Below are 24294 nucleotides of genomic sequence, written 5' to 3'. Positions count from 1 at the left end.
GTTCAAAATGTTATCCGGTATTAGCCCCGGTTTCCCGGAGTTATCCCAGTCTTATGGGCAGGTTACCCACGTGTTACTCACCCGTCCGCCGCTAACTTCATAAGAGCAAGCTCTTAATCCATTCGCTCGACTTGCATGTATTAGGCACGCCGCCAGCGTTCATCCTGAGCCAGGATCAAACTCTCCAATAAAGTTAGTTTGTCTAGCATCTAAAATAAAAATTGACGTTTCACGTTGTTTGTTTCGTTTAGTTTTCAAAGTTCAACATCGCGTTTCAGCGACTTTTATAATATATCATAGTATATTATTTTCGTCAACAAGTTTTTTTCGATAAGTTATATCTCTAATTTGCTGACTCTGCCTATTATATAGGCTTTCTTTTCCCTATGCAAGTATTATTATAAAAAAATAAAGAGAGGGAAAATACCCTCTCTTATTCTTCTGAAGAAACCTCTTCACTCGTTTCTTCCTCTTCATCTTTTTGTGCTTTTGCTACCGTCGCTACCTCTTGGTCTTCCTCTAATCGAATTAGACGAACACCTTGTGTATTACGTCCCATTTGAGAGATTTGATCAACTGGCATACGAATAATAACGCCTGCCGCTGTAATTAACATAATATCTTCTTCACCTGTCACAGATTTAACAGCTACTAATTTACCGTTCTTATCTGTAATGTTACAAGTTTTGAGACCTTTACCACCGCGACTTTGCAGACGGTATTCATCAATCGGTGTACGCTTTCCGTAACCATTTTTCGTTACAATTAGAACATTTACATCCTCTTCGACAATTTCCATACCTACAACTTGGTCTTCATCGCCCAACGTAATAGCTTTAACACCTGCAGCATTACGTCCCATAGAACGAACATCTTGTTCATTGAAACGAATTAGCATACCGTTACTTGTCCCGACAATAATATCCTTATCACCCGATGTTAAACGTACAGATATTACCTCATCCTCTTCACGAAGAGAAATTGCAATTAAACCATTTGTACGTATATTTGCAAATGATGAAAGTGGCGTTCTCTTAGAAACCCCTTGTTTTGTCGTAAAGAATAAGAACTGATCGTCACCAAATTCACGAATCGGAATAATAGCGTTAATCCACTCGCCCTTATCTACCCCTAATAGGTTAATAATTGGTAGTCCTTTTGCAGTACGACTATACTCTGGAATTTCATATCCTTTCGTACGGTATACTTTACCCTTGTTTGTAAAGAATAAAATATGATCATGAGTAGACGTTGTTAATAAATGTTCAACAAAGTCATCATCATTCGTACCCATTCCTTGCACACCACGTCCCCCACGGTTCTGTGTTTTGTACGTAGAAGCTGGTAACCTCTTAATATAACCGTTATGAGTTAACGTAATCGCAATGTTTTGTTCAGGAATTAAATCTTCATCTTCAATAAATTCCATACCGCCAATTGTAATTTCTGTTCGTCTCTTATCATTGAAACGTTCTTTTACTTCTGTTAATTCTTCACGAATAATCTCAAGAACTTTCTCTTCATCTGCTAAAATCGCTTTTAATTCAGCAATTAACTTCATTAAGTCTTGATATTCTTGCTCAATTTTTTCACGTTCTAATCCAGTTAAGCGTTGCAGACGCATATCTAAAATCGCTTGTGCTTGTTTTTCACTTAAACCGAAACGTTCCATTAAGCCTTGCTTTGCAATATCTGCCGTTTTTGAACTACGAATTAACGTAATTACTTCATCAAGATGATCTAAAGCAATTCGTAATCCTTCTAAAATATGAGCACGTGCTTCTGCTTTTTCTAATTCATAAGCAGTACGTCTACGAATTACTACCTTCTGATGCTCTAAATAATGATATAGATTTTGTTTTAAATTTAGTACTTGTGGCTCTCCATTTACAAGAGACAACATATTAATACCGAAACTCGTTTGAAGCGCTGTATGTTTGTATAGATTGTTTAATAGTACGTTTGCATTAGCATCACGACGTACTTCCATGACAATACGCATACCATTACGATCTGATTCATCACGTAAATCTGTAATACCTTCAATTTTCTTATCGCGAACTAATTCTGCGATTTTTTCAATTAATCGTGCCTTATTAACTTGATAAGGTAGTTCAGTTACGATAATAGATTGTTTACCGTTTGACTTCTCTTCAATTTCAACCTTAGCACGAAGCATAATGGAACCGCGACCTGTTTCATAAGCTCTTCGAATTCCACTTCTTCCTAAAATTAAACCTGCCGTCGGAAAGTCTGGACCGGGAATATATTCCATCAATTCCGCGATAGTAATATCAGGATTATGACTTAATGCCAGCACACCATCAATTACTTCGCCAAGCTGATGCGGCGGTATATTTGTTGCCATACCAACAGCAATACCTGTTGTACCGTTTACTAATAAATTAGGGAAACGCGCTGGTAATACTATCGGTTCTCTTTCGGAACCATCATAGTTATCTTGATAATCAATTGTATTTTTTGAAATATCACGTATTAATTCCATAGAAATCTTAGACATTCTTGCCTCTGTATAACGCATTGCCGCTGCTGAATCTCCATCTACAGAACCGAAGTTACCATGCCCATCTACAAGCATATAACGTTGACTAAAATCTTGCGCCATACGTACCATTGTTTCATAAACGGCTGAATCACCATGAGGGTGATACTTACCGATTACTTCACCGACAATACGTGCTGATTTCTTATACGCTTTATCAGCTGTAATTCCTAAATCATTCATCGCATATAAAACCCTGCGATGTACAGGTTTTAACCCATCACGAACATCTGGTAATGCACGAGATACGATAACACTCATTGCGTAATCTAAAAATGAGGTACGCATTTCATGACTAATATTAATTTCTCGAATTCGTGCTTGTTGTTGATTGTCTGACATCAACGAGCACCTCCTCTTACATTTCCGTTACACATACATTGATTTATATGTAGAAGACAGGAATACTTAGATTCCTGTCATTACTCATTTAAATATCAAGGTTCTTCACGTATTTTGCATTCTCTTGAATAAAGTTACGACGTGGTTCCACTTTATCACCCATTAAAATTTCAAACGTTTCGTCTGCTTCTATTGCATCTTGAAGAGAAACTTGAAGTAACGAACGTACTTCTGGATCCATTGTCGTCTCCCATAGCTGAGTTGGATTCATCTCTCCAAGACCTTTATAACGTTGAATTCCTGGTTTTGGCTGGGCCGGTAGCTCAGCTAATATTTTTTCAAGTTCGTTATCATTATAAGCATATTGAATTTTTTTACCTTGTTGTATTTTAAACAAAGGTGGTTGTGCGATATATATATATCCACACTCAATTATTTGACGCATATAACGATAGAAGAACGTTAATAATAGGGTACGAATATGCGCACCATCAACATCGGCATCGGTCATAATAATAACTTTATGATAGCGTGCTTTTTCAATATCGAAGTCTCCACCAATATTTGTACCAATCGCCGTAATAATTGTACGAACTTCATCATTTGATAAAATCTTATCTAAGCGTGCCTTTTCAACATTAATAATTTTACCCTTCAACGGTAAAATTGCTTGGAAATGACGATCGCGTCCTTGTTTTGCAGATCCACCGGCAGAGTCACCCTCTACGATGTAAATTTCACTAATTGCTGGATCTTTCGAAGAGCAATCAGCTAATTTACCAGGTAAACTTGAAACTTCTAACGCACTCTTTCGACGTGTCAATTCACGCGCTTTTTTCGCAGCTACACGTGCACGTGCAGCCATCGTACCTTTTTCTACAATTTTTCGCGCTACATTAGGATTCTCTAGTAAGAACTTTTCAAATGCCTCTGAGAATACAGACTCTGTAATCGTTCTTGCTTCACTATTCCCAAGTTTTGTCTTCGTTTGTCCTTCAAATTGTGGATTTGGATGCTTAATTGATACAATTGCTGTTAAACCTTCACGAACATCCTCACCAGTTAAATTACTGTCCGCATCTTTTAAAATGCTGTTTTTACGACCATAGTCGTTGATTACACGAGTTAAAGCTGTCTTAAAACCTACCTCATGTGTACCACCTTCATACGTATGGATGTTATTCGTAAATGAGTAAATATTATTTGTGTATCCCTCGTTATATTGAAGAGAAACCTCAACCTGAATACCATCTTTTGAACCCTCTACGTACACAGGCTCTTCATGAATTGGTTGTTTTGAGCGATTTAAATGCTCAACGTATGATTTAATTCCACCTTCGTAATGGAATTCTTTCTTTTGCTTATGTTCACGTTTATCTTCAATTGTTAATTTAATATTACGATTTAAAAACGCTAATTCACGCATACGAGTTGCTAGCGTATCAAAATCGTATACTGTTGTTTCTTGGAAAATTTCCGGATCTGGTTTAAACCGAGTTATTGTTCCTGTTTGATCTGTGTCACCAATTACTTTTAAATCCGCAACCGGAATACCTCTTTCGTATTTTTGGTAATGAATTTTACCTTCACGATGTACAAATACTTCTAGTTCTGTTGATAGAGCATTTACAACCGATGCCCCAACACCATGTAAACCACCGGAAACTTTATAACCGCCACCGCCAAATTTACCACCGGCGTGGAGAACAGTCATAATAACTTCTACAGCTGGACGTCCCATTTTTTCTTGTATACCAACTGGAATACCACGCCCATTATCCGTTACACGAATACTATTATCTTCTTCGATACTAACATTAATTTCATCACAATAACCTGCAAGTGCTTCATCAATACTATTATCTACGATTTCCCACACAAGATGGTGAAGCCCTTTTCCACTTGTAGATCCAATATACATACCAGGGCGTTTCCGAACTGCCTCTAGTCCTTCAAGCACCTGTATCTGACTTTCATCATATGCATTTTCTTGCATTTGCTTTTGTTCCATTGACACAAAGATCACCTACTTTTCCATTTAAACAGGGGTTATTCCCTATCTATTTCACAATCTACAGTGCCGTTCGTTACATGAATTGTTTTCGCTTCTTTTAATGTTTCGTGTTCAATTCCGTCGACACTCGTCGTTGTAACAAATGTTTGCACTTTTCCTTGAATTGTATTTAAAAGATGTGATTGACGATAATCATCTAATTCTGATAAAACATCATCCAACAAAAGGATTGGATATTCTTTAACCTCTGAATAAATCAATTCAATTTCAGCTAATTTTAGGGATAGTGCGGTCGTTCGTTGTTGTCCTTGCGAACCAAAGACTTGAACATTTTTACTATTAACGAAGAATTGTAAATCGTCACGATGAGGACCAATTAAAGTCGTACCACGGAAAATTTCACGTTGTTTCACAGATTGAAAACTTTCATAGTATACTTCTTTTATTTTCGACAAATCCATTGATTCTGATACATCTACACTTGGTTTATAGACAATTTCTAACTCTTCTAATCCACGGCTTATACCTCGATGAATTGGAGCTGCCCATTCCTGTAGCAAATGCAAAAATTCAAAACGTTTTTGCATTATCTTCGCACCATGCTCAATTAGTTGAAGTGTAAATACATCCAACATCGTTTCCTCATTCTTACTATTCCCTTGCATTTTTTTCAACAAGTGATTTCGTTGCGTGAGCACCTTTTGATATTGACTTAATTCATACAAATATACAGGAGCTATTTGTCCTAATTCCATATCTAAAAAGCGTCTTCTTACTTGAGGGCTTCCTTTTACAAGATTTAAATCTTCTGGGGCAAACATGACAACGTTCATCACGCCAATATATTGACTTAACTTTTGTTGTTCAAGTTGATTTAATTTTGCCTTTTTACCTTTTTTCGAAATATTTAATTCCAAAGACAAAGAACTGTTTCTTTTTTGTAATTTCCCTTTTATTTGACCAAAATCTTCATCCCAGCGGATAAGTTCGCGATCATTAGAGGTTCTATGAGATTTCGCCATCGCTAAAACATAAATAGCTTCCATCAAATTTGTTTTCCCTTGTGCATTTTCGCCGATAATTACATTTACCTTATCTTCAAAGGAAAGCTCTAATTTTTCATAATTGCGATAGTTTTTTAATTGTATTTCTGAAATAAACAAAGGGCTCCCCCTTTATGCCTGAACTTGGAAAGTTCCGCTTCCTGGAATTTCAATAACATCATTCGCATATAGTTTGCGACCTCTTCTATTTTCAAGTTCGTTGTTCACGTACACTTCATATTCTTGTAAAAACCATTTTACAGCGCCACCTGTATCAATTACATCAGCTAACTTTAAAAATTGTCCTAGTGTAATATACTCTGTTGAAATTTTAATACGTTTCATAAAATCGCTCACTTTCTGAAAGTGTTCATTCTTTCATTGTACTAAATAAACTAGCATTAGGAAAGTAATACCCAAAAATCAAATAAGGGCCACTAGCATCTTTAAACTAGCAACCCTTATTCCTTACCTAGTAAGTACGAACCGGTAAAATTAATTGAATAATTGAATCATCATTTACTGTACGAATTAAGAACGGTCTCATCGCCCCAGTAAAGCTAACTTTAATCTCTGTACTATCCAAAGCTTTCAATGCATCCATCATATATTTTGCACTAAAAGATATTTTTAACTCTTCTCCATCTACTTTTTCACATTGTACTTCTTCGACAACTTTTCCGATTTCTGGTGAATTCGAAGAAATCTCTAGCATTTCTTGCTCTAAAGTTGATAATTTAACAACGTTATTGCGGCCATCTCTTGCTAATAGTGAAGCACGATCAATTGCTTGTAGGAATTCTTTTGTATTCACAAAAATATCCGTTTTACTCTCTGCCGGAATTAAACGTGTCGTATCAGGATAATTTCCTTCTAACAATCTTGAGAAGAATAATAAATGTTTTGTACGGAATAATACTTGATACTCCGTAATAACGATATCTACCATTTCTTCAGACTCATCTAAAATTTTACTTAATTCATTTAAGCTCTTACCTGGAATAACAACATTAGCTTGGAACTCATCTGCAATATTATGTCCTTCAATTTTTGCTTTTCGAAGTGCCAGTCTATGACTATCTGTTGCAATACAAGTTAACTCGCTGTTATATACCTTCCAGTTTACACCTGTCAAGATTGGTCTTGTTTCAGAAGTAGAAACTGCAAATACAGTTTGTCTGATCATATGCTTAAGTAAATCTGTTGGTATCTTAAATACATGATGTTCTTCAATCTGTGGCAATAACGGATATTCTGCAGAATCTAAACCATTTAAGTTAAACTCTGATTTTCCAGATTTTATTTTTGTCATAAAATGATTTTCCACAGAAATTTCGACAGTGTCTTTAGGTAGTTTTTTTACAATCTCACTAAAATATTTTGCTTGTAAAACAATGCTTCCTGATTGAGCTATTTCTACGATTTCTTTTCCATCTTCTTCGACTGGAATAAACGATTCAATAGAAATATCAGCATCGCTTCCTGTTAATGTAACCCCTTCTTCAGTAGCTACAACTTTAATTCCCGTAAGGATTGGGATTGTTGTACGAGAAGAAACTGCCTTCATTACATCTTGTACACCTCTTACAAGATAGTCTTTTTGTATTGTAAAACGCATAAAGAAAAACCTCCGGTAAGTATAAGATTTTATTTAATTAATAAAGATAAAAAATAGTAGTAATAGTAATAGGGCTTGTGGATATGTGGATAACCCCTCTAAAGGATGTAAAAACAGTCTATCTACATGTGGATAGACTGTGCGTAAAACAAGGTAAGTTATTCACACTATTCAGCTACTACTTTAAAATACCATTAATTTCTTCAACTTGCTTTTGTAATTGCGTATCGGTTTTTAGTAGTTTAGAGATTTTTTCATGGGCATGGATAACTGTTGTATGATCACGTCCACCAAATTCTTCACCTATTTTTGGTAAAGAGGAATCTGTAAGCTCGCGTGATAAATACATTGCAATTTGGCGAGGAAACGCAACTGATTTTGTACGTTTTTTCGCTTTAAAATCTTCTAATTTCACTTGATAAACGTCCCCGACAGCTTTTTGAATATCATAAATAGAGATAATTTTCGGCTTAGAATTTGGAATAATATCTTTAAGTGCTTCAGCTGCTAAATCAGCATTAATATCTTTATTAATTAAAGATGAATAAGCTACAACTCGGATAAGTGCACCTTCTAATTCACGAATATTTGAATCAATTTGATTTGCGATATAAAGCATAACTTCATTTGGTATATCAAGCCCTTCAGCTTTTGCTTTTTTGCGTAAAATCGCAATTCGTGTTTCTAAATCTGGCGGCGTAATATCTGTAATGAGTCCCCATTCAAAGCGGGAACGAAGACGATCTTCTAAAGTCGGGATTTCTTTTGGTGGTCGATCACTAGAAATTACAATTTGTTTACTTTCTTCGTGTAATGCATTAAATGTATGGAAAAACTCTTCTTGAGTTTGTTCTTTTCCAGCAAGAAATTGAATATCATCTATCAATAAAACATCTACGTTGCGATATTTATTACGAAAATCAACAGCTTTATTATCACGAATAGAGTTAATAAATTCATTTGTAAATTTTTCTGATGATAAATATACAACTTTTGCATTTGGATTATGTTCAATTACATAATGACCAATCGCGTGCATTAAATGCGTCTTTCCAAGTCCAACGCCCCCGTAAATAAAGAGTGGATTATACGCTTTAGCTGGCGCCTCAGCTACAGCTAATGAAGCTGCATGGGCAAAACGGTTACCAGAGCCAATAACAAATGTATCAAATGTATATTTTGGATTTAACATGCTCTGTGGTAAATGAGCTGAATCATCTTGTGCTGGATTCGGCTTAACTGGAGGAAGATCAATGTCCTCTTCAGCTTGACTTTGGGGAATAATAAAGCGAATTGCTAATTTTGCCCCTGTTAAATCGTATAGTGTTTCTGAAATTAGTTCAGAGTAATGAGATTCTAGCCAGTCACGAGCAAATTCATTTGGAGCTGTAATCGTTAATACGTCTTTCTTCAAGTTATGAGCCGTTGTGGATTTTAACCATGTCTCATAACTAGGCTTGCTTACCTTTTTTTCTAATTCTTTTAAGGCACTATTCCATAAATCAGAGATATTTTCCAAAGGTGTCCCTCCTTTACTAAGTTGGTAAAAGAATAAGGTTGCGCAACAAATGTACAACCCAATAAATATAAAATGTATATTTATACGAAACGTATTTTAAAACCTAAAAACGTCGTTTGTATATGAGATAGGGTTTTCGACAAAAAAAGCAAATGTGGACAACTATTTACCCACATGTGATTAAAACTGTCCACATGTTATACACAAATTGTGGATAAAATAAAGATGTGGAAAACTTATTCAAAGTGAAAACACAACTATAATATCAAAAAAAAGTGGCTATAGCAATGAATTTAAGAAAGTTATCCACAAAATCAATACCTTGTGGAATAAACTTGTCCACAACACGATATACTGTGTAAAAGTGTGAAAAAAGTTTGTGGATATAAAAAACATGAAAAAACATTTATCCACAAGGAAATATAGGTGCTGTGAAAAAGTATGTGAATAGGTTCAAAATGAATATTTGATGAAAATTTCTAGAACCATTGACATTTTCCTAGTTGATTAACTATAATTTATAGGACTGTCTTTAACAGATATTCCTCAGGGAGGTGTCATATAATGAAAAGAACTTACCAACCAAATAAACGTAAGCGCAGCAAAGTACATGGTTTCCGCAGCCGTATGAGCACAGCGAACGGACGTAAAGTGCTAGCAGCTCGTCGTCGTAAAGGAAGAAAAGTATTATCTGCGTAGACCACTGATCGTTCAGTGGTCTTTTTTTCTAATAATAGTGAATTTCCGCTGATGAAATACAGGAGTGTCAATTGATATGAAGAAAAAACATCGTATAAAGAAGAATGATGAATTCCAGGCGGTTTTTCAAAAAGGAAAATCAAATGCGAATCGTCAGTTTGTTGTATACCAATTAGATAAAGAAGAACAGCCAAACTTTCGCATCGGCCTTTCTGTTAGCAAGAAAATAGGAAATGCAGTAGTTCGTAATCGAATTAAGCGCATGATTCGTCAGGCTATTACAGAGTTAAAAGATGAGATAGATTCTGGAAAAGATTTTGTTATAATAGCAAGGAAGCCTTGTGCAGAGATGACATATGAAGAAGTAAAGAAAAGCTTAATTCATGTCTTTAAACGCTCTGGTATGAAAAGAATAAAAAAGTAGCGTAAGGAAATGAATTACACTATATACATACCGATACAAGGAGGAGTAGGCTTTGAAAAAGAAATTAGGTTTACTAGCCATGCTTATTGCATTAATGGCGATTACTGCTGGCTGTAGTGAAGTAAATCAGCCAATTACACCAAAAAGCACTGGAATTTGGAATGAATACTTCGTATACCCGCTTTCTCAGTTAATCACGTATTTTGCAAACTTATTTAACAGTAATTATGGTTTAGCAATTGTTGTTACGACTCTTATCATTCGTTTTGCGTTATTACCATTAATGATTAAACAAACGAAGAGTACGAAAGCGATGCAAGCGTTACAACCGGAAATGGTGAAGTTAAAAGAGAAATATAGCTCTAAAGATCAAGCGACACAGCAAAAACTGCAGCAAGAAATGATGCAGTTATACCAAAAGAATGGTGTAAATCCATTAGCTGGTTGTTTACCAATCTTTATTCAAATGCCAATTCTGTTCGCTTTTTATCATGCAATTATGAGAACAGCTGAAATTAAACAACATAGTTTCTTATGGTTCGATTTGGGACATGCAGACCCGTTTTATATCTTACCGGTCGTTGCAGCAATTACGACATTTATTCAGCAAAAGCTTGCAATGGCAGGAACAGCTGGTCAAAATCCACAAATGGCAATGATGCTTTGGCTTATGCCGATTATGATTTTAATCTTTGCAATTAACTTCCCAGCTGCATTATCACTTTACTGGGTTGTTGGTAATATCTTTGGTATTGCTCAAATGTACTTTATTAAAGGGCCAGAGATTAAGGCTAGTAAGGCTGGTAAAGCTGGAGGCTCAAGCAAGTGAGTGTAATTACTGCTAAAGGACAAACAGTCGAGCTGGCAGTAGAGGATGCTTTAAGGCAATTAAATACATCAAAAGATCGAGTAGATATAAATATTGTCGATGAGGGTAAAAGGGGATTCTTAGGTTTATTTGGGAATCGCCCTGCAGTAGTAGAAGTTGTATTGAAGAAAGATCCAATTCAAGAATGTGAAGAATATTTAAGAAATGTTATTCACGATATGGGTGTGGAAGTTGAGATTAGTAAAATTGTAAAAGGACGCGAAATCGAATTTACAATTTCTGGTGATGATGTAGGTGTTTTAATAGGGAAAAGAGGTAATACATTGAACTCTTTACAGTATTTAACAAAACTTGTCGCGAATCGTAACACGAAGCAGTATATCGGTATTACACTAGATGCTGAAAATTATCGTAGTAAAAGAAAAAGTACGTTAGAATCACTTTCTTATCGATTAGCCAAACAAGTATTTAATACGAAAAAAAGAGTTATTTTAGAACCGATGCCATCTTTTGAACGAAAAATTATTCATCAGGCATTATCAAATCATCAAGGTATCAATACAACTTCTGAAGGAAATGAACCACATCGGCATGTTGTAATATCTCCTAAATGACCGGTTGCTCAAATGAGTGCCGGTTTTTTTGAGCGAAAAATAGATGTGGATAACTAAAAAAACACTAAACTTATCCACTGTGAATAAGTTTAGTGTTTTTTACATGGGGATATAATAAAATGAGTTATTCTTCTTTTGTAGATAGGTTCGTTATGGTATCCTAATAATTTAGTGAAAGAAATAATCATGTTGAAATAGAGATAAATAAGCAAGTGAGGTGAAAGGACATGGAATTTGATACAATTGCTGCGATTTCCACAGCGCTTGGAGAGGGTGCAATTGCCATTGTTCGAGTAAGTGGGGATGATGCGGTTGAGAAAGTTGACCGTATTTTTAAGGGGAAGGATTTAACAGAGGTTCCTTCTCACACTATTCATTATGGTCATATTGTTGATTTAGATACAAATCAAGTTATTGAAGAAGTTATGGTGTCTATTATGCGCGCACCAAGGACTTTTACACGTGAAAATATAGTGGAAATTAACTGTCACGGTGGACTTGTTTCAGTAAATAAAGTATTGCAACTTATTCTAGCACAAGGAGTACGATTGGCAGAACCGGGCGAATTTACAAAACGTGCTTTTTTAAATGGACGTATCGATTTATCACAAGCAGAAGCGGTTATGGATTTGATTCGAGCAAAAACAGATCGTGCAATGAGTGTAGCAATTAATCAAATGGAAGGGCGATTATCTAAATTAATTGGTCTTTTGCGTCAAGAAATATTAGAAACATTAGCTCATGTTGAGGTAAATATAGATTATCCAGAATACGATGATGTAGAAGAGATGACACATAATATTTTAATTGAGAAAGCGACGCATGTTCGTTCGGAAATCGAAAAAATATTAGAAACATCAAAACAAGGGAAAATTTTACGTGAAGGTATTGCTACAGCAATTATCGGTAGACCTAATGTTGGGAAATCATCGTTATTAAATAGTCTTGTTCAGGAGAAAAAGGCAATTGTAACTGATATTGCAGGAACAACTCGTGATGTTATTGAAGAGTACGTTAACGTGCGTGGTGTACCTCTTAAACTTATAGATACAGCCGGTATTCGGGAGACGGAAGATGTTGTTGAACGAATTGGTGTGGAACGTTCAAAAGAAATGATGAGCCAAGCGGATTTAGTATTAGTTGTTGTCAACTATAGCGAGGCTTTAACAAATGAGGATGAAGATCTATTCCGTGCGGTACAAGGAAAAGACTTTATTGTTATTGTGAATAAGACGGATTTACCGCAAGCGATTGATATGGAACGTGTTACAGAGTTAGCCGCGGGAAATCGTGTTATTACAACATCCTTAATTGAGGAACAAGGAATAGATGAACTCGAAAAGGCAATAGCTGATTTATTCTTTGAAGGAACAATCGATTCTGCAGATATGACATATGTTTCTAATGCAAGACATATTGGATTATTAACACAAGCAGGAAAAACAATCGGTGATGCAGTTGAGGCGATTGAAAATGGTGTACCAATTGATATGGTACAAATTGATTTAACAAGAACGTGGGAAATACTTGGTGAAATTACTGGGGACACAGTGCATGAAAGCTTAATTGACCAGTTGTTCTCTCAATTTTGTTTAGGAAAATAATATAGTGAAGTTGTAGAAAGATAGAGATTATTAGGAGGAATAAACAATGGGATACAATGCCGGTTCATACGATGTCATAGTAATCGGTGCAGGTCATGCAGGATGTGAAGCTGGTCTTGCGGCAGCACGAATGGGCTCAAAAACATTAATGTTAACAATTAACTTGGATATGGTAGCATTCATGCCATGTAACCCTTCTGTTGGTGGACCAGCAAAAGGGATTGTTGTTCGTGAAATTGATGCATTAGGCGGAGAAATGGGACGTAATATTGATAAAACTCATATTCAAATGCGTATGCTAAATACAGGTAAGGGACCAGCCGTACGTGCACTTCGAGCACAAGCTGATAAATTCTCTTACCAACATGAATTAAAGAAAACAATTGAAGAAACACCAAACTTAACGTTGTTCCAAGGAATGGTAGAGCGTTTAATCGTTGAAGAAGGTGTATGTAAAGGGGTAGTTACACAAGCGGGTGCAGAATATACAGCAAAAACCGTTGTAATTACAACTGGAACATTTTTACGCGGCGAGATTATCATGGGCGACTTAAAATATTCAAGCGGTCCAAATAATCAGCAACCGTCTATTGCATTATCTGAGCATTTAGAGGAGCTTGGTTTTGATCTTGTTAGATTTAAAACAGGGACACCTCCGCGTGTAAACAGTAATACAATTGACTACAGTAAAACAGAAATTCAACCAGGTGATGATAAGCCACGTGCGTTCTCTTTTGAAACAACGAAATTTATTATGGATCAAATTCCATGTTGGTTGACATATACAAGTACAGAAACACACCGTTTAATAGATGAAAATTTACATCGTTCAGCTATGTATTCTGGTATGATTAAAGGAACAGGTCCTAGATACTGTCCTTCTATTGAAGACAAAGTAGTAAGATTTAATGATAAACCACGTCATCAAATTTTCTTAGAGCCAGAAGGGCGTAATACACAAGAAGTATATGTACAAGGTTTATCCACAAGCTTACCAGAAGATGTACAACGTGACATGCTTAGAACAATTCCAGGCCTAGAAAATGTTGAAATGATGCGTACAGGTTATGCAATTGAATATGATGCAATTGTGCCAACACAACTATGGCCAACACTTGAAACGAAAAAGATTAAAAATTTATATACAGCAGGACAAATTAATGGAACTTCTGGTTACGAAGAGGCGGCCGGACAAGGGCTTATGGCTGGAATTAATGCAGCATGCCGTTCTTTAGGTAAAGAAGAAGTTGTTTTAGGTCGCGAGGATGCTTATATTGGTGTCTTAATTGATGATCTTGTAACGAAAGGAACAAATGAACCATATCGTTTATTAACGTCTCGTGCAGAATACCGTCTATTATTACGCCACGATAATGCTGATCTTCGTTTAACTGAAGTTGGTCGTAAAATTGGATTAATTAAAGAAGAGCGCTATGAGCGATTTACAAATAAAAAATTACAAATTGAACAGGAAAAGGAACGTTTAAGCAGCATTATTATTAAACCACGTCCTGAAGTTCAAGAATTAATTCGCAATATTGGCGGAAGTGAATTGAAAGATGGAATACGTGCAAGTGACTTATTACGTCGTCCAGAGATGACATATGAGCATATTCATCTTTTAGTACCAAGTGAAGTAGAATTAAGTGATGAAGTTAAAGAACAAGTTGAAATTCAGATTAAGTATGAAGGATATATTGAAAAATCTTTACAGCAAGTAGAGCGTATGAAGAAAATGGAGAATAAAAAAATCCCTGTAGATATTGATTATGATGCGATTTCTAGCATTGCTTCAGAAGCTAGACAGAAATTAAAAGATGTTCGTCCACTTTCAATGGGGCAGGCTTCACGTATTTCTGGCGTAAATCCAGCGGATATTTCCATTTTACTTGTGTATATAGAACAAGGAAAAATTGCACGCGTATCGAACCAATAAATAGTAAGGAGATATTGCTAGATGAACATAGAACAATTTCAATCTATGCTAGAAGAGAAGGGAATCACCCTCTCTTCTAGACAGTTAGAGCAGTTCAAAATCTACTTTGAAACATTAGTAGAGTGGAATGAAAAAATGAACTTAACGGCTATTACAGAAAAAGAAGAAGTATATTTAAAACACTTTTTTGATTCCATTACAGCTGCTTTTTATTATGATTTTTCAAAACCATTCTCAATTTGCGATGTTGGTGCAGGGGCTGGATTCCCAAGTATTCCTTTAAAAATTTGTTTCCCGCATTTAAAAGTAACAATTGTAGATTCGTTGCAAAAACGTATTAATTTCTTAAATCACTTAGCACAAAAGTTAGAATTAAGTGATATTGCATTTTGTCACGATCGTGCTGAAACGTTTGGGAAAAAAGAAGGTGTACGTGAATCATACGATATTGTAATGGCACGTGCAGTTGCGCGTCTTTCTGTATTAAGTGAGCTATGTTTACCGCTTGTAAAAGTTGGAGGAACATTCATTGCAATGAAAGGTGCAGCAGCAAACGAAGAAATTGAAAATGGCAAGTATGCTTTAGAGGTGCTAGGCGGAGAGTTAAAAGAGATGTCTACGTTCCAATTACCGTTTGAAGAGAGTGAACGTAATATTTTATTAATCGAGAAAAAGCGCAAGACACCAAAGAAATATCCACGCAAACCGGGAACACCCAATAAATTACCTATTGAAAAATAAATCTTATTAGACGTAAGATTAAATTATATAAATGAAAACGTAAATGTTTCATAGGAAACATTTTATGGAGAATAGTCAATAGGCCTAAAAGGTGGTGGAATATGTATGAAAAATACGTTTTCTCGTTTATTTGGCTTTGGAGATAAAGAGAGCGAATTCGAATTACAAGACGAAAGCCATGAAGAGATAGATAAAAAGGTATATGAAGAAATACAAGAAATTCCGATAGTAAATATTACCCCTAACCGTTATCAACCAAGAACAGTTTTTGATGATGCGCGTATTGATGAGCTAGCATTAACAATTCGTACACATGGACTTATTCAGCCGATTGTTGTAAGGCAATATGAGGATGATAAGTACGAGATTATTGCTGGAGAAAGACGTTTTCGCGCGGCAACAAAGTTAGGGTGGGAAAAGGTTCCTGCAATTATAAAGAACTTAAATGATACAGAGACAGCTTCTGTAGCTTTAATTGAAAACTTGCAACGTGAGGAACTAACGGCAATCGAGGAAGCTGTGGCATATCAAAAGCTGATTGAGTTACATAATTTAACACAAGAAGCATTGGCACAACGACTTGGAAAAGGACAATCTACAATCGCAAATAAGTTGCGATTGTTAAAGTTGCCTGAAGAAATAAAAAGTGCATTATTAGAAAAAAGCATTACAGAACGTCATGCCCGCGCTCTCATTCCTTTAAAAAATGAGGAATTACAACTGAAGGTTTTACAGGAAATTGTGGAGAAACAACTAAATGTAAAGCAAACAGAAGAACGAATTGCGAAGTTACTAGAGGAAGCGAAACCGAAGCGTAAGGCAAAGCAAAAAGCAGTAAGTCGAGATACGAGGATTGCTATGAATACAATTAGACAATCTTTACAAATGGTTACTGAAAGTGGTTTGAATGTTAATTCTGAGGAAGAAGAATTTGATGAGTACTATCAAATTACAATTAAAATTCCAAAGAAAAAATAATAATGACGTGCTAGAGACCTTATCCTATTGGAGAGGTCTCTTTTACTATATTTTCTTGTTAAATGAAGAAGGAGTTTAGAAATAAATTTTGAAGTTTAATAAAGGACGTAAAAGAAAAAGTTTTATTTCATGTTACAATAAACGTAATTGTTACTAGAATAAGATAGAAAGGTTGAAAGTAGGTGACATCATGGGAAAAATCATTGCTATTGCTAATCAAAAAGGCGGTGTTGGAAAAACAACAACATCTGTTAATTTAGGGGCTGGATTGGCGCAAGTAGGTAAAAAAGTCCTTCTTGTAGATATTGATGCTCAAGGAAATGCAACGACTGGTGTGGGAATTGAAAAATCTGAATTAGATCAATGTATTTACAACGTTCTTGTGGAAGATGCAGATGTTCAAGGGGTTATACAGAAAACCGCAACTGAAAACTTAGATGTTCTACCCGCTACAATTCAATTAGCTGGTGCTGAAATTGAATTGGTACCGACTATTTCCCGGGAAGTACGTTTGCAAAGAGCATTACAGCCAGTTCGTGATGAATATGACTATATTATTATCGACTGTCCCCCATCTTTAGGGTTATTAACGATTAATGCATTAACAGCAGCAGATTCTGTTATTATTCCTGTACAGTGTGAATATTACGCACTAGAAGGGTTAAGTCAGCTATTAAATACAGTTCGACTTGTACAAAAACATTTAAATAAAAATTTAGCAATTCAAGGTGTATTGTTAACAATGTTGGATGCCCGTACAAATTTAGGGATCCAAGTTATAGATGAAGTGAAAAAGTATTTTAGGGATAAAGTATATCGCTCGATTATTCCGCGTAATGTACGCTTGAGCGAGGCTCCAAGTCATGGGAAACCTATTATGCAGTATGACGCTAAATCAAGAGGAGCAGAAGTATATATAGATTTAGCAGAGGAAGTGATTGCAGGTGGCTAAAGGATTAGGAAGAGGAATTAATGTGTTTTTTCCTGATTTAGATGTGAAAGAAGAGGAAACAATTCAGGAGATTCTTGTAACTGAATTAAGGCCGAATCCATATCAACCGCGTAAACACTTTAATAAAGAGGCGATTCAGGAATTAGCAATTTCGATTAAGGAACACGGTATTCTACAACCATTAATTGCTAGGAAGAGTATTAAAGGATATGAAATTGTTGCAGGTGAAAGACGATTTCGTGCTGCAAAAGAGGCTGGTTTAGAAAAAGTACCTGCGGTTGTAAGACAATTAACTGAACAGCAAATGATGGAATTTGCTTTGTTAGAAAACTTACAACGAGAAGATTTAAATCCTATGGAAGAGGCAATGGCATACCAGATGTTAATGAATGAGCTAAATGTAACGCAAGAACAATTAGCGAAACGTCTTGGTAAAAGCAGACCTTACATTGCAAATTATACTCGGTTATTAAGCCTACCTTCTTTCGTACAAGATATGATTGCAAATGGTCAACTTTCAATGGCTCATGGGAGAACTTTACTTACGATAAAAGATGAAGAACAATTGAAGTCCTTATTGAAACGCATTGAAAAAGAAGGATTAAATGTTCGTCAATTAGAGAAAATCGTCCAAGAGATTAATCAACACGTTTCACGTGAAACAAAAAAAGTGAAAAAAGAGCGGAATATATTTTTCGTAGAACGTGAAACGTTCTTAAGAGAAAAGTTTGGCACAGATGTGAAAATTAAAGAAACGAAAAAAGAAAAAGGTAAAATCGAAATTGAATTTTTCAATAAAGAGGATTTAAATCGTATTTTAGAATTATTAGCGCAGAAAAACTAAAAAGCAAACCATCTTATTATTTATAGATGGTTTGCCTTTTTTAATACAGATAATTTTTGATCTGTTTCTTTTATACTTTGTGCAATTACATCAGCCATTTTCATGACTAAACTTAATCTTGTATTTTGCAGGACGAAAAACTCCATAAAACCGTTTAGATTTACGATGCCATGAATATGTAAATCACCAACTGCAGGTAATTTCTTGTTCATTGCAGCTCCAGGTTTACTAGGCCCCATTCCGGTAGTGATAGAACCGATACTTTGAGATTTTCCTAAACAGGCATCAACAGCAATTATAAATGCAGTAGGATTTTCTTTCTGTATATTCTGAATTTTCTCCTCTAAATTTAGCGCATGTACTGGCTCATCTAGTGTACCGAATACTTGGAGGTTTTGGATGTCTATTTGTTCAAGTTTTGTACCAACTAATGGGCCGAGTGCGTCACCTGTAGAGCGATCTGTGCCGATACAAACGAGAATGAGTGGTATATTAGTTTTAATAGGAATATGGGTAAGTAAGAAATTACTGATTATCTCGGAGGCTTCTAGATCTTGGTGCATAACGTTTTGAGTTTCTTTCTCAAAAAATGGTAAGCGAAAACTTCCAATATTCATGAAGCATCCATCCTTTTAATAAATTTTCAATATATGTTATATGGTGAGGAAAATGGAAAGTTATAAGTGCGTAATTTTTGCAAAATGTGAATGAAAACGGAAATAATAGTACTAGTATATATATATTCGTTCCATTTTATACCTGGATGTCGGGGATAAAATAGGATTAAAATCATAAAATTTTTTCAGCAATTAGGGGACTTCTGATACAATAATAAGGGTAACTAAAAAGAAATTTTAGCTAGAGAGGTAGAGGTACATGGATTTATTAGCGAAGTGGTTTAATTCTATGAAACAGTATTTATTAGATGCTGATCGTTGGGCTCATATTGGAGTTGCGACATTAAAAATATGTATTATTTTAACAATTGGTGCAGTTGTTGTGCGAATTGCAAGAGCGGTTGTACGAAATGCGTTTCGCATGGGAAGTCGTTCTCCAATTCAAATTTCAGAACGTCGTACAGTTACAGTAGCGAAATTACTTGAAAATATTGTAGCGTACGTTGTTATGTTCATTATGCTAATTGCGATTTTAGGTGTGTTTGATATTAATGCATCAGGTTTATTAGCGGGTGCTGGGGTAATTGGTTTAGCAGTCGGATTTGGTGCTCAAAGTTTAGTGAAAGACGTTATTACAGGTTTATTTATTTTGTTAGAAGATCAGTTTTCAGTTGGCGATTATGTTAAAATCGGTCAATTTGAAGGAGTCGTTTTAGAAATTGGACTTCGTACAACGAAAGTAAAGAGTTGGACAGGTGAAATTCATACCTTACCAAACGGAAGTATTATTCAAGTTACTAACTACTCAGTTAGTAATAGTGTAGCGTTTGTTGATATATCTATTTCATATGAGGCTGATATTGCGAAAGCAGAGCAAGTTATTGAAGATTTATTAGTAGAATTACCTTCAAAGTACGAGAAAATGGTAACAACACCTCAATTATTAGGTGTGCAAACATTAGCTGCCTCAGAAGTTATATTACGTGTTATTGCTGAAGTAGAGCCGATGCAACATGCAGTTATTGCAAGGGCACTTCGTAAAGAGATTAAAAATCGTCTTGATTTACATGGAATTGAAATTCCATATCCACGTATGGTTTTATATAATCGTGAAGAATTAGTTAGTGGAAAAGCAATTTAGTATGGAGAGGAGTTTGGAGAGTGGAGCAAAAGGAATATAACTTGTATGATGTTGTGGAAATGAAGAAAGCCCATCCATGTGGCGAGAATCGTTGGAAAATTATTCGTATGGGAATGGATATCCGCATTAAGTGCGAGGGGTGTGACCATTCAGTAATGATTCCTCGAAGAGAGTTTGATCGTAAGGTGAAAAAAATACTTGTGAAGCACGAAGAATAGAGCGAGAGTAACAGTTACAGTAGGTAACTGTTACTTTTTTTCGTTTGGCGGAAACTTGTCATTTTTTTCGTTACTATCTATAATGATGAAAGATTGAGACATAGGAGTGAAAAATATGGGATTAACGGCTGGGATTGTTGGATTACCTAACGTAGGGAAGTCAACTTTATTTAATGCAATTACACAAGCAGGAGCAGAATCTGCAAACTATCCATTCTGTACAATTGATCCAAACGTAGGGATTGTAGAAGTACCAGATGAGCGTTTAAATAAATTAACGGAATTAGTAGAACCGAAAAAAACTGTTCCGACTGTATTTGAGTTTACTGATATTGCGGGTATCGTAAAAGGTGCTAGTAAAGGTGAAGGATTAGGAAATAAATTCTTATCGCACATTCGCCAAGTAGATGCAATTTGCCAAGTTGTTCGTTGTTTTGAAGACGAAAATATTACGCACGTTTCAGGGAAAGTAGATCCGATTGATGATATTGAAACAATCAACTTAGAGCTAATTTTAGCGGATCTAGAATCTGTTGATAAACGTATCGAGCGTGTTGCAAAATTAGCAAGACAAAAAGATAAAGAAGCAGTATACGAGCATGAAATTTTAGTTCGCTTAAAAGAAGCTTTTGAAGAGGGCAAACCGGCTCGTACTGTTGAATTTACAGAAGAGCAAATGAAAATCGTTAAAGGCCTTCATTTACTTACAACGAAAGAAATGCTATACGTAGCAAACGTAAGTGAAGATGATGTTATGGATCCTTCTGAAAACAAATACGTAAAAATGGTAAAAGAATTTGCTGCAAATGAAAATTCTCAAGTAATCGTTGTATGTGCAAAAATCGAAGAAGAAATCGCTGAACTAGACGAGGAAGAGAAAAAAGTATTCCTTGAAGAACTAGGCATTGAAGAATCTGGTTTAGATCAATTAATTCGTGCTGCATACAATTTATTAGGACTTGCTACTTACTTCACGGCTGGCGTTCAAGAAGTACGTGCTTGGACATTTAAACAAGGAATGAAGGCACCACAATGTGCTGGTGTTATTCATACAGACTTTGAACGTGGATTTATTCGTGCAGAAACAGTTTCTTACGATGACTTAATGACAAACGGTTCTATGACAGCTGCAAAAGAGGCTGGAAAAGTACGTTTAGAAGGAAAAGAATATATCGTAAAAGACGGAGATGTTATGCACTTCCGTTTTAACGTTTAATTTAATATTTCCTAGGAAAAATAAAGATATGAGCTTGGCAAATATATTATATGTTTGCCAAGTTTTTTATGTATTGGTGAGTTGATTCATATAACTTACTATGATATAATCTAAACTCGTGAGTAATTACTATAAATTAATTGCTCCTTGCCCATTACGGGCCGTTTAGACCAAAAGGAGGTGAAAGTGTAATGAGAAAGTACGAAATTATGTACATCATTCGTCCTGGCGTTGAAGAAGAAGCTCAAAAAGCTTTAGTTGAACGTTTTGCAGGTGTTTTAACAAACAATGGTGCAGAAATCATTAACACGAAAGAGTGGGGTAAGCGTCGTTTAGCTTACGAAATCAACGACTTACGTGAAGGTTTCTACATGATCTTAAACGTGAAATCTAACGCAGAAGCGATTAACGAATTCGACCGTTTAGCTAAGATCAACGAAGATATCCTTCGTCATATCGTTGTTAAAGAAGAAGAAAAATAATTGATATATAAGGGAGAGTGGTTCGATTGATGAATCGTGTTATCCTCGTTGGTCGTTTAACTAAGGACCCTGACTTACGTTACACGCCCAATGGTGTTGCAGTAGCTACTTTTACGTTAGCTGTGAATCGCGCATTTGCCAATCAACAAGGTGAGCGTGAAGCTGACTTTATTAATTGTGTAATATGGCGTAAACAAGCAGAAAACGTAGCAAATTATTTGAAAAAAGGTAGCTTAGCAGGCGTAGATGGACGTCTTCAAACTCGTAATTACGAGGGACAAGATGGTAAACGTGTATACGTAACAGAAGTTCTTGCGGAAAGCGTGCAATTTTTAGAGCCGCGTAATGGCGGTGGGGAGCAACGTGGTTCATTTAATCAGCAACCATCAGGAGCTGGTTTCGGTAACCAAGGCTCTAACCCATTTGGTCAATCTAGTAATTCAGGTAACCAAGGTAACTCTGGATTTACGAAGAATGACGATCCATTTTCAAATGTAGGTCAACCGATCGACATTTCCGACGACGATTTACCGTTCTAATACAGTAAATTTGTTAGTTTTAACAAAGAATGGAGGGAAATAGACATGGCAGGACGCAAAGGTGGACGTGCGAAACGTCGTAAGGTGTGTTTCTTCACAGCTAACGGCATCACTCGCATTGACTATAAAGATGTTGATTTATTAAAACGTTTCGTTTCTGAGCGTGGTAAAATTTTACCTCGTCGTGTAACAGGAACAAGCGCAAAATACCAACGCAAACTTACAGTTGCAATTAAACGTGCTCGTCAAATGGCACTTTTACCATATGTTGGTGAATAATAGCGTATGAAATGCACAGTAGAGTCGGACTCTACTGTGCATTTTGCTATGCTTTTCTTTTTTGAAAGAGAGGTTAAAATGTGAAACAAGCAAGATTTATTACTGAAGGTGCCGCGTTGTTGGCTATATATGCAATGTTATTGCTTATATCTATGTATGTTCCGATTTTGGGTACAGTTGTAACTTTTGCGTTGCCGTTACCATTTATACTATTAATGATAAGACATAAACTATCTAATGTGCTCGTGGTTTTTGTAGCGGCACTTTTTGTTACTGTTATTGTGAGTCAACCGATGAATTTAGTGAAGACAATTATGTTTGGATTGATAGGGATTGTTTTAGGATATATGTATAAAACAAGAAAAAAGCCAGTGGAAATCTTAATAGCTGGGACGCTTGCATACTTAATTGGTTTTGTACTTATTTATGTTGCGAGTATAAAGTTTTTCAACATAGATATAATGAAGCAAATGCAAAGTATATTTAGTGAAAGTATGGCGAAAAGCGAAAAGATAGTAAGTGCTACAGGTATGCCGATTAGTAAGGAACAAAAAGAGTTACTTGCACAAATGAATGATATATTACAATCGTTACTTCCGAGTATACTTGTGCTAGTTTCAGTATGTTTTTCTTGGATTACAGTGATAATATCAGGTAGTGTTTTGAAAAAGTTAAAACATGACGTTATATCTTGGCCTAAATTTAAAGATATACAATTACCAAAGAGTATCATTTGGTATTACGTTATATTTATTTTGTTAGCAACTTTTATAAAAGTAGAACCAACATCATATTTACATATGGTATTTTCTAACCTAAATGTCATATTTGCACTATTGCTTGTACTGCAAGGTCTGACATTTATCGCCTTTTTAGCGTATAGAAAAGGTTTTACTAAAGGGGTTCCTATTATTAGTTTTATTGCATGCATGTTTATTCCGATGCTGTTTCCTCTTGTGACAATCTTAGGTATAATTGACTTAGGGATTTCATTGCGTTCTAAAATAGGGGGATAAAATAATATTCCTTATACTATTTTAATCTGTTTAACTAACTGGAAGGTGAGTTAGTTTTACTTTATA

The 24294-nt window shown here is 35.6% G+C and carries 24 protein-coding genes and 1 rRNA gene (1 of these 25 running past the window's edge); 17 read left to right on the top strand and 8 right to left on the bottom strand.

Translation table 11 applies throughout. From position 1 onward, the window contains the following. The 7 genes from BAQ53_RS26115 to dnaA all read right to left on the bottom strand — a co-directional run. Positions 1 to 191, bottom strand: a 16S ribosomal RNA gene (locus BAQ53_RS26115); it reaches 1460 nt to the left of the window's first position. Positions 192 to 433: 242 nt separating this feature from the next. Continuing rightward, the gene (gyrA, locus tag BAQ53_RS26110) at positions 434 to 2905 is read right to left on the bottom strand and encodes a DNA gyrase subunit A (protein ID WP_001282864.1); all 2472 of its coding nucleotides are present in this window, start codon (positions 2903 to 2905) and stop codon (positions 434 to 436) included. Positions 2906 to 2993: 88 nt separating this feature from the next. Beyond that, positions 2994 to 4916 (bottom strand): DNA topoisomerase (ATP-hydrolyzing) subunit B, encoded by a 1923-nt coding sequence (gene gyrB / locus BAQ53_RS26105; protein ID WP_000435983.1) that lies wholly within the window; start codon positions 4914 to 4916, stop codon positions 2994 to 2996. Between the two features lie 38 nt (positions 4917 to 4954). Then, positions 4955 to 6082: a DNA replication/repair protein RecF gene (gene recF, locus BAQ53_RS26100; RefSeq protein WP_142408153.1), complete on the bottom strand. Its 1128-nt coding sequence runs from the start codon at positions 6080 to 6082 to the stop codon at positions 4955 to 4957. Positions 6083 to 6094: 12 nt separating this feature from the next. Beyond that, a complete protein-coding gene (gene yaaA / locus BAQ53_RS26095) occupies positions 6095 to 6307 on the bottom strand; it encodes a S4 domain-containing protein YaaA (protein WP_000821364.1) in 213 nt (70 codons plus the stop codon). A gap of 127 nt (positions 6308 to 6434) precedes the next feature. Continuing rightward, entirely contained in the window at positions 6435 to 7580 is a 1146-nt protein-coding gene (dnaN, locus tag BAQ53_RS26090; RefSeq protein WP_001212884.1) for a DNA polymerase III subunit beta, read from the bottom strand. Positions 7581 to 7758: 178 nt separating this feature from the next. After that, positions 7759 to 9099 (bottom strand): chromosomal replication initiator protein DnaA, encoded by a 1341-nt coding sequence (dnaA, locus tag BAQ53_RS26085; protein ID WP_000428017.1) that lies wholly within the window; start codon positions 9097 to 9099, stop codon positions 7759 to 7761. 564 nt (positions 9100 to 9663) lie between these two features. On the opposite strand from dnaA, the gene rpmH reads away from it, so the two are divergent. The 10 genes from rpmH to spo0J all read left to right on the top strand — a co-directional run bounded on the left by rpmH (position 9664) and on the right by spo0J (position 18720). After that, positions 9664 to 9798, top strand: coding sequence for a 50S ribosomal protein L34 (rpmH, locus tag BAQ53_RS26080; RefSeq protein WP_000831901.1), 135 nt, complete (start codon positions 9664 to 9666; stop codon positions 9796 to 9798). A 76-nt stretch (positions 9799 to 9874) separates the two neighbouring features. Then, positions 9875 to 10222: a ribonuclease P protein component gene (gene rnpA / locus BAQ53_RS26075; RefSeq protein WP_000726618.1), complete on the top strand. Its 348-nt coding sequence runs from the start codon at positions 9875 to 9877 to the stop codon at positions 10220 to 10222. Positions 10223 to 10274: 52 nt separating this feature from the next. Next, positions 10275 to 11051, top strand: a complete 777-nt coding sequence (gene spoIIIJ, locus BAQ53_RS26070) for a YidC family membrane integrase SpoIIIJ (protein WP_000727734.1) — start codon at positions 10275 to 10277, stop codon at positions 11049 to 11051. After that, positions 11048 to 11665 (top strand): RNA-binding cell elongation regulator Jag/EloR, encoded by a 618-nt coding sequence (jag, locus tag BAQ53_RS26065; RefSeq protein ID WP_000111513.1) that lies wholly within the window; start codon positions 11048 to 11050, stop codon positions 11663 to 11665. Before spoIIIJ ends, jag begins: the two co-directional genes overlap by 4 nt. 227 nt (positions 11666 to 11892) lie before the next feature. Then, entirely contained in the window at positions 11893 to 13269 is a 1377-nt protein-coding gene (gene mnmE / locus BAQ53_RS26060; RefSeq protein ID WP_000393761.1) for a tRNA uridine-5-carboxymethylaminomethyl(34) synthesis GTPase MnmE, read from the top strand. Positions 13270 to 13315: 46 nt separating this feature from the next. Beyond that, the gene (mnmG, locus tag BAQ53_RS26055) at positions 13316 to 15205 is read left to right on the top strand and encodes a tRNA uridine-5-carboxymethylaminomethyl(34) synthesis enzyme MnmG (protein WP_000541053.1); all 1890 of its coding nucleotides are present in this window, start codon (positions 13316 to 13318) and stop codon (positions 15203 to 15205) included. Positions 15206 to 15226: 21 nt separating this feature from the next. Next, positions 15227 to 15946: a 16S rRNA (guanine(527)-N(7))-methyltransferase RsmG gene (gene rsmG, locus BAQ53_RS26050; RefSeq protein ID WP_208906412.1), complete on the top strand. Its 720-nt coding sequence runs from the start codon at positions 15227 to 15229 to the stop codon at positions 15944 to 15946. A gap of 105 nt (positions 15947 to 16051) precedes the next feature. Continuing rightward, positions 16052 to 16924, top strand: a complete 873-nt coding sequence (noc, locus tag BAQ53_RS26045; protein ID WP_000799016.1) for a nucleoid occlusion protein — start codon at positions 16052 to 16054, stop codon at positions 16922 to 16924. A 190-nt stretch (positions 16925 to 17114) separates the two neighbouring features. Continuing rightward, the gene (soj, locus tag BAQ53_RS26040; RefSeq protein ID WP_000516114.1) at positions 17115 to 17876 is read left to right on the top strand and encodes a sporulation initiation inhibitor protein Soj; all 762 of its coding nucleotides are present in this window, start codon (positions 17115 to 17117) and stop codon (positions 17874 to 17876) included. After that, positions 17869 to 18720 carry a stage 0 sporulation protein Spo0J gene (gene spo0J / locus BAQ53_RS26035; protein WP_001051832.1) on the top strand — a complete coding sequence of 284 codons (852 nt, stop codon included), beginning with the start codon at positions 17869 to 17871 and terminating at the stop codon, positions 18718 to 18720. The genes soj and spo0J overlap by 8 nt, the downstream gene beginning before the upstream one ends. 20 nt (positions 18721 to 18740) lie before the next feature. On the opposite strand, the gene yyaC is transcribed toward spo0J, so the two are convergent. Beyond that, positions 18741 to 19337, bottom strand: a complete 597-nt coding sequence (gene yyaC, locus BAQ53_RS26030; protein WP_001020713.1) for a spore protease YyaC — start codon at positions 19335 to 19337, stop codon at positions 18741 to 18743. 259 nt (positions 19338 to 19596) lie between these two features. Between yyaC and BAQ53_RS26025 the strand changes: the two genes are divergently transcribed. From BAQ53_RS26025 to BAQ53_RS25995, 7 genes are all read left to right on the top strand, one after another. After that, positions 19597 to 20478, top strand: coding sequence for a mechanosensitive ion channel family protein (locus tag BAQ53_RS26025; RefSeq protein ID WP_000364811.1), 882 nt, complete (start codon positions 19597 to 19599; stop codon positions 20476 to 20478). A gap of 20 nt (positions 20479 to 20498) precedes the next feature. Continuing rightward, positions 20499 to 20696, top strand: coding sequence for a DUF951 domain-containing protein (locus BAQ53_RS26020; RefSeq protein WP_000435485.1), 198 nt, complete (start codon positions 20499 to 20501; stop codon positions 20694 to 20696). 115 nt (positions 20697 to 20811) lie between these two features. Beyond that, a complete protein-coding gene (gene ychF, locus BAQ53_RS26015; RefSeq protein ID WP_000524671.1) occupies positions 20812 to 21912 on the top strand; it encodes a redox-regulated ATPase YchF in 1101 nt (366 codons plus the stop codon). A gap of 191 nt (positions 21913 to 22103) precedes the next feature. Further along, positions 22104 to 22394 (top strand): 30S ribosomal protein S6, encoded by a 291-nt coding sequence (rpsF, locus tag BAQ53_RS26010; protein ID WP_001233778.1) that lies wholly within the window; start codon positions 22104 to 22106, stop codon positions 22392 to 22394. A gap of 26 nt (positions 22395 to 22420) precedes the next feature. Beyond that, positions 22421 to 22933 carry a single-stranded DNA-binding protein gene (gene ssb, locus BAQ53_RS26005; RefSeq protein WP_000981966.1) on the top strand — a complete coding sequence of 171 codons (513 nt, stop codon included), beginning with the start codon at positions 22421 to 22423 and terminating at the stop codon, positions 22931 to 22933. Positions 22934 to 22978: 45 nt separating this feature from the next. Further along, positions 22979 to 23212 (top strand): 30S ribosomal protein S18, encoded by a 234-nt coding sequence (rpsR, locus tag BAQ53_RS26000; protein WP_000918873.1) that lies wholly within the window; start codon positions 22979 to 22981, stop codon positions 23210 to 23212. Between the two features lie 80 nt (positions 23213 to 23292). Further along, positions 23293 to 24228, top strand: coding sequence for a YybS family protein (locus BAQ53_RS25995; RefSeq protein ID WP_000806422.1), 936 nt, complete (start codon positions 23293 to 23295; stop codon positions 24226 to 24228). Positions 24229 to 24294 lie beyond the last annotated feature (66 nt).

Source organism: Bacillus sp. B25(2016b), assembly GCF_001679765.1.
Lineage (GTDB): Bacteria > Bacillota > Bacilli > Bacillales > Bacillaceae_G > Bacillus_A > Bacillus_A thuringiensis_K.
This window is presented reverse-complemented; position numbering and strand designations above follow the sequence as displayed.